Source organism: Devosia sp., assembly GCF_036406155.1.
GTDB lineage: Bacteria > Pseudomonadota > Alphaproteobacteria > Rhizobiales > Devosiaceae > Devosia_A.
This window is the reverse complement of record NZ_DASWVV010000196.1, coordinates 1-9,917: the sequence shown is the minus strand read 5'-3', so window position 1 is coordinate 9,917 and position 9,917 is coordinate 1. Positions and strand designations below refer to the sequence as shown.

The 9,917-nt window shown below is 68.2% G+C and carries 12 protein-coding genes; 3 read left to right on the top strand and 9 right to left on the bottom strand.

Annotated elements, in window-relative coordinates; genetic code table 11:
• Positions 1 to 241: 241 nt before the first annotated feature.
• From VGD93_RS13275 to VGD93_RS13265, 3 genes are all read right to left on the bottom strand, one after another.
• Positions 242 to 1,027: a nucleotidyltransferase gene (locus tag VGD93_RS13275; RefSeq protein WP_395012632.1), complete on the bottom strand. Its 786-nt coding sequence runs from the start codon at positions 1,025 to 1,027 to the stop codon at positions 242 to 244.
• A gap of 144 nt (positions 1,028 to 1,171) precedes the next feature.
• Complete coding sequence (locus VGD93_RS13270) at positions 1,172 to 1,543, bottom strand: rhodanese-like domain-containing protein (protein ID WP_395012631.1); 372 nt, start codon at positions 1,541 to 1,543, stop codon at positions 1,172 to 1,174.
• Between the two features lie 34 nt (positions 1,544 to 1,577).
• Positions 1,578 to 2,468 carry an MBL fold metallo-hydrolase gene (locus VGD93_RS13265; protein ID WP_395012630.1) on the bottom strand — a complete coding sequence of 297 codons (891 nt, stop codon included), beginning with the start codon at positions 2,466 to 2,468 and terminating at the stop codon, positions 1,578 to 1,580.
• Positions 2,469 to 2,549: 81 nt separating this feature from the next.
• Here VGD93_RS13265 and VGD93_RS13260 point away from each other — a divergent pair, with 81 nt between their 5' ends.
• Entirely contained in the window at positions 2,550 to 2,864 is a 315-nt protein-coding gene (locus VGD93_RS13260; protein WP_395012629.1) for an ArsR/SmtB family transcription factor, read from the top strand.
• A gap of 95 nt (positions 2,865 to 2,959) precedes the next feature.
• Here VGD93_RS13260 and infC read toward each other — a convergent pair whose 3' ends face one another.
• The gene (infC, locus tag VGD93_RS13255; protein ID WP_395012633.1) at positions 2,960 to 3,496 is read right to left on the bottom strand and encodes a translation initiation factor IF-3; all 537 of its coding nucleotides are present in this window, start codon (positions 3,494 to 3,496) and stop codon (positions 2,960 to 2,962) included.
• 185 nt (positions 3,497 to 3,681) lie between these two features.
• Between infC and VGD93_RS13250 the strand changes: the two genes are divergently transcribed.
• The gene (locus tag VGD93_RS13250; protein ID WP_395012628.1) at positions 3,682 to 4,485 is read left to right on the top strand and encodes an alpha/beta hydrolase; all 804 of its coding nucleotides are present in this window, start codon (positions 3,682 to 3,684) and stop codon (positions 4,483 to 4,485) included.
• Between the two features lie 6 nt (positions 4,486 to 4,491).
• Here the strand turns inward: VGD93_RS13250 and VGD93_RS13245 are convergent, their stop codons facing one another.
• The 4 genes from VGD93_RS13245 to VGD93_RS13230 are packed head-to-tail and all read right to left on the bottom strand — an operon-like array spanning position 4,492 to position 7,833.
• Positions 4,492 to 5,145: a GNAT family N-acetyltransferase gene (locus VGD93_RS13245; RefSeq protein ID WP_395012627.1), complete on the bottom strand. Its 654-nt coding sequence runs from the start codon at positions 5,143 to 5,145 to the stop codon at positions 4,492 to 4,494.
• On the bottom strand, positions 5,142 to 6,017 hold the full coding sequence (locus tag VGD93_RS13240) for an SDR family oxidoreductase (RefSeq protein ID WP_395012626.1): 876 nt from the start codon (positions 6,015 to 6,017) through the stop codon (positions 5,142 to 5,144). The genes VGD93_RS13245 and VGD93_RS13240 overlap by 4 nt, the downstream gene beginning before the upstream one ends.
• A complete protein-coding gene (queG, locus tag VGD93_RS13235) occupies positions 6,014 to 7,159 on the bottom strand; it encodes a tRNA epoxyqueuosine(34) reductase QueG (protein WP_395012625.1) in 1,146 nt (381 codons plus the stop codon). The genes VGD93_RS13240 and queG overlap by 4 nt, the downstream gene beginning before the upstream one ends.
• A complete protein-coding gene (locus VGD93_RS13230; RefSeq protein ID WP_395012624.1) occupies positions 7,156 to 7,833 on the bottom strand; it encodes a glutathione S-transferase family protein in 678 nt (225 codons plus the stop codon). The genes queG and VGD93_RS13230 overlap by 4 nt, the downstream gene beginning before the upstream one ends.
• An 86-nt stretch (positions 7,834 to 7,919) precedes the next feature.
• Between VGD93_RS13230 and VGD93_RS13225 the strand changes: the two genes are divergently transcribed.
• Positions 7,920 to 8,732 (top strand): undecaprenyl-diphosphate phosphatase, encoded by an 813-nt coding sequence (locus tag VGD93_RS13225; RefSeq protein WP_395012623.1) that lies wholly within the window; start codon positions 7,920 to 7,922, stop codon positions 8,730 to 8,732.
• A 10-nt stretch (positions 8,733 to 8,742) separates the two neighbouring features.
• Here VGD93_RS13225 and VGD93_RS13220 read toward each other — a convergent pair whose 3' ends face one another.
• Positions 8,743 to 9,705: a complex I NDUFA9 subunit family protein gene (locus VGD93_RS13220; RefSeq protein WP_395012622.1), complete on the bottom strand. Its 963-nt coding sequence runs from the start codon at positions 9,703 to 9,705 to the stop codon at positions 8,743 to 8,745.
• Positions 9,706 to 9,917: the final 212 nt, after the last annotated feature.

Below are 9,917 nucleotides of genomic sequence, written 5' to 3'. Positions count from 1 at the left end.
CCCAGCCGGGCCACCAGCTGCTTCTGCGTCAGCCCTTCGTCGGCGCCGATCTCGGCAAGGGCGGTGAATTGCGCCGGCAGCAGTCCGAGCGGGATCAGCGCGTCGCGCAGCGCGTTGGCGTGGCGCCGCGCCAGCTGTGCCGCGAGATAGCCCAGCGTCTGCTTGTGATCGAACACCGGCTTCGTCCCTCCTGCCGCAGCGGAAACATAACATGTTCTGTACGGCGGGTGAACGTGGGGGCCTAACGGATGATGTCGTGCCAGGAGCGCCCGGCGCGTGCATACTGGGCGGCACGGCGCACCGCGTCCTTCTGCGCCGGCGTCAGCTGGTCGGAGACGATGTTGTTGGCATTGGCCGGATCGAGCTGGCTGCGCGCGGCGAACAGCGTCTCGAGATAGCCGAACACCGCCCAGACATTGTCGGCGAGGTCGGCGGTGGCGGCGCGCCGTCGCAGCGCCGCGATCACCGCCAGCTCGAGATAGAAGGAGGGGAAGTCGAGCCCCCTCTGGTCGCGCCACAGCTTGATTAGGCGGATCTCGTCGCGCCGCCCGCAGGCGATGCCGTCGAGCACGTGCTGCGTGAGGTTGGTGACGGTGAGGCGCCCGGTGCGGGTAAGGAACACCGCGTGCTCGTCGGTGTTGGGCCCCACCCGCCGCGCCGGAATGATGTCGACCGACCAGCCGCGCAGCGTCACCGCGATCGAAACGCTGCGCCGCACCGGCGACAAACCTTCGTCGGCCAGCGCCGCGCAAAGCCCGTCGTAGGCGTCGGCCAGCACGTAGTGGGAATCGGGCGCGAGGGAAACGAGGAAGTCGATCACGACTCCGGAACGGTTGGCGAAGCCTTTCTCGAAAGCACCGGTCGGGTACACCTCGAGCAGGGTTCGGCCGGCCCAGCGCCGGCACACGCCTTCGATCTCGGGCTCGAGCAGGCGGAAGGGAGAACGCATTCCGATGTCGACGGCCTCGCGGGCAAGGATGCCGCGCAGGTAGCTCGAAGCAGTCACCCCGGCGATGATCTCACTCATGGGGGTGATGTACTTGATTTGGACTTGTCGCGAAAGAGTCTCTATTTGCCGAAGCGCCCCCTTGAGCAAGAGAGAGCATTACAACTGACGACAAAGGGCGGCCCTGGCGGGGCCGCCCTTTGACCTTGCCGCAGCGGGCGGGGCTCAGCGCTCGGTCGGGCCGCCGACGGCGAGCCACTGGCCGAAGCCGCCCATCAAATTGGCCACCGAGGGGTAGCCCATGCCGGCGAGCTGGCGGGCAGCGATGCCCGAACGGTTGCCCGAGGCGCAGACCAGGATGATCTTCTTGCCGCTGTCGGCCGCCGGCAGCAGTCCGCCGCCGGCCGGCTTGGCGAAGTTGGCGAGGCCGGGAAGCGGGGCGCGCAGGGCGCCTTTGATGGTGCCCGAGCGGGCGATCTCGTCGGCACCGCGGACATCGACATAGACGACGTCCTTGTTGCCGTAGAGCGCCTTGGCCTGGGCGGCTGAGAGATTTTCCACGCTGGCGGTGTCGCGCTGGAAGAGGGATCCGAACACTTGTGTACCTTTGGCTGGGTTGGGAGGGGGTGGATCAGTCGGGGAGTTCGACGCCCGCCCGCTTCGGTTTCACCGGCACGAGCAGATAATGGACGCCGTTGGCTTCCGCCGGCGGGAACCTGCCGGCGCGGATATTGACCTGGATGGACGGCAGCAGCAGGCGCGGCGCCTCGAGGGTCGCATCGCGCGACGTGCGCATGACGACGAACTGCTCCTCGCCGACGCCCTTGCCGACATGCACGTTGGCATCGCGTTCGGCCCGCACCGTGGTTTCCCAGGCATAGGTGTCGCGCCCGGGCGCCTTGTAGTCGTGGCACATGAACAGCCGGGTCTCGTCGGGCAGGGCGAGCAGCCGCTGGATCGAGTGGTACAGCTTGCGCGCGTCGCCGCCCGGGAAGTCGGCACGGGCGGTGCCGTAGTCGGGCATGAACAGGGTATCGCCGACGAACACCGCATCGCCGACCTTGTAGCTGATATCGGCCGGCGTATGGCCGGGCGTGTACAGCACCTCCACGTCGAGATTGCCGACCTTGAACCGTTCCCCATCGGTGAACAAATGGTCGAAATCGCTGCCGTCGGTCTTGAGGTCGGTGGCGTTGAACACCGGCCGGAAGATGCGCTGCACCTCCTTGATGTGCTCACCGATGCCGATCCTGGCGCCGGTCTTGGCCTTGATGTAGGGCGCGCCGGAGAGGTGGTCGGCGTGGGCGTGGGTCTCGAGCGCCCATTCGATGGTGAGGCCGCGCTCGCGCGCGTCGGCGAGGATGCGTTCGACCGAGGCCGTATCCACCGTGCCGCCCTTGTGGTCGTAGTCGAGCACCGGGTCGATCACCATCGCCTTTTTTGTCTCGGGATCGGAGACCAGGTAGCTCACGGTGTTTGTCGGCTCGTCGAAATAGGCTTCGATCACGGGCTTCGGGGCCATTTCATGCTCCTGCGTTGGGCGTGTTGGTTGACTTATATATTAGGAAAAACTAATTTAGCAATACCTAATATGAGGTCGATCATGGACACCGTGGACATCGGCGAACTGGAGGCGCAGGCGGGGCAGATCTCGGGAGTCCTCAGGGCTCTCGGCAACGCGGCGCGCCTGCTGCTGCTGTGCCGCCTGACCGAACAGGGCGAGGCAACGGCCGGCTCACTGGTCGGCACCGGCGGGCTGAGCCAGTCCGCGCTCTCGCAGCACCTGGCGATCATGCGCGAGGAAGGCATCGTCGCCTATCGCCGCGAGGGGCAGACACTGTGGTATCGCATCGTTGATCCCCGCATCAAGGAACTGATCGGGACGCTGTATCAGCTGTACTGCCGCATCGGGCCCTAGGCGGCCGGCACGGCGCAAGCCGGCGCGGCGGCGGAGGCCGGCCAACAAAAAAGGGCGGCTCCAAGCCGCCCTTCATCGTGAATAGCGCGCCGCCCCTACCTGGGGGCCAGCACCATGACCATCTGCCGGCCTTCCGAGCGCGGGGCCGACTCCACCTTGGCCTTGGCCTCGAAGGTGTCGCGAACCTTGAGCAGCAGTTCCATGCCCAGTTCCTGGTGCGCCATCTCGCGCCCGCGAAAGCGCATGGTGACCTTCACCCTGTCGCCCTCGTCGAGGAAGCGCCCGACCGCCTTCATCTTGGTTTCGTAGTCGTGCGTATCGATGTTGGGGCGCAGCTGGATCTCCTTGACCTCGATCACCTTCTGCTTCTTGCGCGCCTCGGCCGCCTTTTTCTGGGCGGCGTATTTGAAGCGGCCGAGATCGAGCATCTTGGCCACCGGCGGCACGGCATTGGGAGAGATCAGAACAAGATCGAGGCCGAGTTCCTGGGCCTGGGCCAAGGCGTCGCGCGTACGGACGACGCCCTTGTTGTCGCCTTCGGCATCGATGAGCTGGACTTCGGCGCTGGAAATATCCTCGTTGGAAAGCGGCCCATCCTTCTGGGGCGCAACGGGTCTCATGGGACGGCGAATGGCTGGCGATCCTTCGGTTGTTGGCAGAGTGGCGGAAGCGCCCGTAAAATCGTGACTCACCTGCAATAAGTCAACTGGCAAACGCCGCGGCTTGCCCACGGCGTGAAGGAATGCATAAAGCTGTTGCCCCGCTGCCTCCACGCGCCGCCCGCGGGGGGCGGCAAGATCGTCCCGGAGCCGCCGCCATGCCCGATCCCCAGGCCACAACCCTTACTGTCGGCAGCGGGCCCGAGGCGCGCGACATCGCCGTCCTGCAGCGCGCCGGCCAGCCCCCCGGCCTGTTCTGGCTCGGCGGCTACCGTTCCGACATGCTGGGCGGCAAGGCCAGCGCGCTCGACGCCTTCGGGGCCGCCCGCGGGCTGGCCGTCACCCGCTTCGACTATTCCGGCCACGGCCGCTCCGGCGGGGATTTCCTCGCCGGCACCATCAGCCGCTGGCTCGCGGAAGCGCGCGCCGTCTTTGCCGCCACCACCGGGCCGCAGATCGTCATCGGCTCCTCGATGGGTGGCTGGCTGGCGCTGCTGCTCAACCGCGCGCTGCGGGACGCCGGCGACGACCGGGTCAAGGCGCTGATCCTCATTGCTCCGGCCGTCGACATGACCGAGGAGTTGATGTTCAAGACCTTCACGAAGAAGGAGCTCAAGGCGCTGCGAGAGCATGGCCTGGTCGAGCAGCCTTCCGACTATTCGGACGTACCCTACCCCATCACCGCGGGGCTGATCGAGGATGGCAGGCACCATCTGCTGTTCGGCCGCGGCCTCGCCACCTCCTGCCCCGTCACCATCCTGCAGGGCGGCCGCGACACCGACGTGCCCAGGGAACACGCGCTGAAGCTGCTCAGCCACCTGCTCTCCGACCCGGTGACCTTCACCCTCGTGCCCGATGGCGATCATCGCCTTTCGCGCCCTGAAGACCTCAAGCTCCTGGAGACGGCGCTCGAGCGCGCCGTCGCCGAGGCGGTTCCGCCGCAGCTGGCGCTGGAGCTGTAAGCCGGCCTAGCGGACGCTGAGCCTTTGCCGCTGTGCCCCGGTCTCGTCGAAATTCGCCGGGTCGAGCCAGCGCTCGAACCCCGCCTTGCGCGCCGGCCACTCGTCGTCTAGCATCGCGAACCAGGCGGTATCACGGTTCTCGCCCTTCTGGATCATGTGCTGGCGGAATAGGCCCTCGAAGGTGAAGCCGAAGCGCAGCGCGGCGCGCTTGCTCGCCTCGTTGCGGTCGTTGCACTTCCATTCGAGGCGGCGATAGCCGAGGTCCTCGAAGACATGGCGGGCAAACAGGTAGAGCGCCTCGGTGGCGAGCCGCGTGCGCGCCATCGCCGGACCCCACCAGATCGAGCCGATCTCGATCACCCCGTGCTCGGGGACGATGCGCATCAGCGCCTGTCGGCCGAGGGCGCGACCGCTGGCCGCATCGAGCACGGCGAACAGCATGGGGTCCGCCTGCGCCGCGACTGTCTCCGCCCACGCCGCCATGTCGGCGAGGCTCGCGGGCGGGTATTCGAACAGCCACTCGAAGCGCTCGGCGCCGCCGGGAGCGACGGCCCCGGCAAACAGGTCGGGGGCATGCTCGGCGGTCAACGGCTCGAGCCGCGCATACCGGCCGACGAGCACGGTGCGGGCGGCGGGCCGGGCTGGACGCGGCGGGTTCATGCCGGCTGCCCCAGGATCGCTTCGAGCCCCTGCCGGTAGGTGGGATGGAGCAGCTCGATCCCCAGCGCCTGCTTGATGGCGCGATTGGAGACGCGCTTGTTGTCGGCATAGAAGCTGCGCGCCATCTCGGTCATCTGCGCCTCGGCGAACGGCGTCTCGGGCGGCGGCGGCACGCCCAGCAGCCGGGCAGCATGGGTGACGAGATCCTGCGGCGGCGCCGGCTCGTCGTCGGCGAGGTTGAAGATGCCGCCGAGGCGGCGCTGCGCCGCCAGCGCCGTGACGCGGCCGATATCCTCGACATGGATGCGGTTGAAGACCTGCCCGGCCTTGACGATGCGCCGCGCCGTGCCGTCGCGCAGCTTGTCGAAGGCCGAGCGGCCCGGCCCGTAGATGCCGGCAAGCCTGAGGACCAGCAGCGGCACGCCGCGCTGCCTGGCATAATCCTGCCACTGCGCCTCGATCTCGACCCGCTGCTGAGAGCGCCGGTTGACCGGCCTGGTCGCGGCGGTCTCGTCGATCCAGGCGCCGCCGAAATCGCCGTAGACGCCGACGGTCGAGAAGTAGCCCAGCCATTGCAGGTTCTTGGAGGCGTCGAGATCGGCACGGTGGAAGTTCAGGGCAGGGTCGCCGTGGTCGTCAGGCGGGATGGAGCAGATCACGTGCGTCGCCGCCGCTAGGTCGGCGCCCAGCGTCGGGCCGGGCTTCTCGCCGTCGAAGACATGGATGCGGTAGGCGGTGTCGGCAAGCTGTTCGGCCTTGTCCGGGGTGCGGGTGGTACCGGCGATCAGCATGTCCGGGGCGACGAGCCGGTGCAGGAAGCGCGCCGTCGCCAGCGACGAATAGCCCATGCCGAAAAAGAAGACGCCCATCATCCCGCCCTGCCCTGGATCCCGGGCGGGACCACTGCCGTCCATTCCGCCCGGACGTCCATGTCGGTCTCGGCGGGGAAAAAGGCAAGCTTCAATTCTGCGATCCGCGCCGCGGGCGCCAAGCGGCGGAAAGCCCACACCGCGGCCCCACGGACCAGCGGTCGGGAATCGTTGATGTGCCGTTCAGCCAGCGGGCCGTCTTGTGGCAAGCCGCTGTTGCCGAGCGCGATCAGCACATTCCTCAAGAACCGCTCGTGCCCCAGCCGCTTGACCGGCGAGCCGGCGAACAGCGCCCGGAAGCCGGCGTCGTCGAGCTGCACCAGGTCGCGCAAGGGAATATCGGCAAGCTCCTGCCTGGCCTGCAGTTTCGCTTCCCGGGCGCGGCTCGCGAACTTGTTCCAGGGGCAGATGGCGAGGCAGTCGTCGCAGCCGAAGATGCGGTTGCCCATGGGAACGCGGAATTCGTGCGGGATCGGACCCTTGTGCTCGTTGTTGAGATAGGCGAGGCAGCGCCGCGCATCCAGCCGGAACGGCGCCGGGAAGGCGTTGGTGGGACAGATGTCGAGGCATTTGGTGCAGGTGCCGCAGTTTTCCTCGTGCGGCGCGTCGGCCGGCAGCACCGCGCTGGTGAAGATCGCGCCGAGGAACAGCCACGAGCCGAACTGCCGGCTGACCAGCACCGTGTGCTTGCCCTGCCAGCCCAGCCCCGCTGCCTCGGCGAACGGCTTCTCCATCACCGGTGCGGTGTCGACGAAGACCTTGACGTCGGCGCCGGTGCGGCGCGCCAGCAGCCCCGCCACGTCCTTGAGCCGGCCCTTGATCAGATCATGGTAGTCGCGATTGCGGGCATAGACCGAGATATTGCCGAGCGCCGGCCTGCCGAGGTCGTCCAGCGGGTCGTGGTCGGGCCCGTAGTTCATCCCGAGCATGATGACGGACCGCGCCTCCGGCCACAGCGCGCCGGGGCTCGCGCGCCGCAGCTCGGTCTCCTCCAGCCAGTCCATGTCGCCGTGCCAGCCTGCGGCCAGCGCCTGGCGCAGCTTTTCGGGCAGGTCCGGCCGGGCCGCCGCCGGGGCGATGCCGAACGCGTCGAAGCCGAGGAAAGCGGCGCGGGCGCGCAGTTCGGCGACGACGGTGGCGGTCAAAAATCGAGGTCCGCGTAGCCGGCGGCCGCCGGCATCCCGACCACCCGGTCGTTGAGCAGGGTGCGGAACGCCGGGCGGGACTTGATGCGCGCGTACCACTGCCGCGTCTCGACCGACGTGTCCCAGCTCACGTCGCCCAGATAGTCGAGGCTCGACAGATGCGCCGCCAGCGCGAAATCGGCGAGCGTCATGCTGTCCCCGGCTATCCAGTGGCGGGTGGCGAACAGCCAGTTGAAGTACAGCATATGCTCGACGAGATTGGCCTTGGCGACGCGCAGCACGCCCGGCTCCGGGGTGGCGCCGCGGCGGTCGCGCTTCACGATCTTCTCCTCGATGATGTAGCGCGTCACCTCGTCGTTGAGCTTCATCAGCACCCATTCGAGCAGGCGCCAGGTCTCCGCGCGCTCGCGCGCCCGCGCCGGGAACAGCCCCGCCACGGCGCTCGGGGCGTGGTTCGCCTCGATGGCATTGATGACCGCGAGCACGCCGACGACCGGCGGCTCGCCATCCTCGATCAGGATCGGCACCGTCGCGGCGGGATTGATCTCGAGCAGTTGCGGCTCACGCGTCCACGGCTTGATGTCCTCGAGATCCACGGGGACGCCGTATTCGGCCAGCATCAGCCGGGCGAGGCGGGAAGCGGGATCGAGCCGATGTTGAACAAGCCTGGGCATGGGTCGTCACTGTCCTTGGCGCGAATAGGCAAATCGGGCTAGAAGCGGCGCGCCTCACGGGTGCAGGCCGATGAGTAGGGGATCAGATGAACGCCGATCAAGGTCTTTTTGTGCCTCTCCTGCTCGGCATTCTCGAGGGTCTCACGGAGTTTCTCCCCGTTTCTTCCACCGGCCACCTGCTGCTGGCCGGCCACTTCCTCGGCTTCGACAGTCCGGGCCGCACCTTCGAGGTGCTGATCCAGCTCGGCGCCATCCTCGCCATCGTCACCGTGTATTTCTGGCGCTTCGTGGGCATCGGCAAGGACGCGCTCGCGCGCAAGCCGGGGGCGCTGCGCTTCATCCTCGGGGTGGCGCTCGCTTCGCTGCCGGCGGCGCTGGCCGGTGTGCTGCTGCACGGCTTCATCAAGGGCGTCATCTACGAGACGCCGATGCTGATCTGCATCATGCTGATCGTGGGCGGCATCGTGCTGCTCTATGTCGACCAGCTCAAGTTCACCCCGAAATATACCGACGTCTACAACTATCCGCCGCTGCTCAGCCTCTATATCGGCCTGTTCCAGATGCTGGCGCTGATCCCGGGCGTCTCCCGCTCCGGCGCCACCATCGTCGGTTCGCTGCTGATGGGCACCGACAAGCGCTCGGCCGCCGAGTACACCTTCTTCATCGCGCTGCCGATCATGGCCGGGGCGTTCGGCTACGACCTCTACAGGAATCGCGAGCTGATCACCGCCGATCTCGGGCTCGCCGTCGCCGTCGGCTTCGCCGCCGCCTTCCTCGTCGCCTGGTTCGTGGTCCGGCACCTGCTCGATTTCGTCAGCCGCAGCGGCTTTTCCCTGTTCGCCTACTGGCGCATCTTCGTCGGCGCCGTCGGCCTGTGGGGCCTGCTGCTGTTCGGCTGAGCGCAGCCCCTCAGGCGGGCTGGCGGTCGAACTGGCCGCGCTTGCGGAAGCGCCACAGATAGCTGGGCAGGACGGCGTCCATCGGCGTTTGATCGACGCCGAAGGCGGCGAGCGTGCGCTTCTCCTTGATCGCCTCGGCGGAGACGACATTGTCGGCCTGCAGCAGGTCCACCTGGTCGGCGGTGATGAGCGGGCGCGGCAACAGCGCGAGCGGCAGCGCCACGAGCTTGGCCAGCCCCGCCGGCAGCGGCAGCAGCGGGTTCTGCCGCCGGGTTTCGCTGAGGATGCGCTGCATCAGCTCGCGGTAGGTGAGCACCTCCGGCCCGCCCAGCTCGTAGACGCGGCCGCCCTTGACCGCGCCCTCGGCGGCGGCGACGAAGGCGGCGGCGACGTCGCCGACATAGACCGGCTGGAAGCGGCTGTCGCCGCCGATCAGCGGCAGCACCGGAAACAGCCGGGCCAGCGTTCCCATGAGGTTGAAAAAGCCGTCGCCCGGCCCGAAAATGAGGGAGGGGCGGATGATCACCGCCTCGGGGAAGGCGGCGAGCACCTCGGCTTCGCCCTGCGCCTTGGAGCGCGCATAGGCGCTCGCGCTTTGCGCGTCGGCGCCGAGCGCCGACATGTGCACCAGCCGGGTGGCGCCGGCCTGCTGCGCCGCCGCGGCGACGGTGCGCGCCCCCTGCGTGTGGATGGCGCCGAAGCGCTGGCGGCCGCGCTCGTGGCCGATGCCGACGAGGTTGATGACGATCGCCGCGCCGCGCACCGCCCGCTCGACCGAGCCGGCGTGGCGGATATTGGCCTGGATGGGGACGATCTGGCCCACCCCGCCCAGCGTCTTCAGGTGCAAGGCCAGGTCCGGCCGGCGCACCGCGACGCGGATGCGGTAGCCCCTGCGGGCCAGCAGCTGCACGATCTGGGTGCCGACGAAGCCGGCGCCGCCGAAAATCGTGACCACGGTGTTGGCGCGATCCATGACGGTGCCTCCAGCTGCCTTATGGGATCAGGACTGGGGCCTTCTATCGCCAAAGTCGCCGGCCTGTCGAGGGGCCGCGCGGCCGCACCCCGGGGGCGCGCAGCGGCCGCGTGCGCCGCCCTCCAATCGGTCATTGACAAGCGGGAGAGGCTTGCCCTAGTTAGCGGCGCCCATCGGCTTGCCCTGGTGGCGGAATTGGTAGACGCGCACGG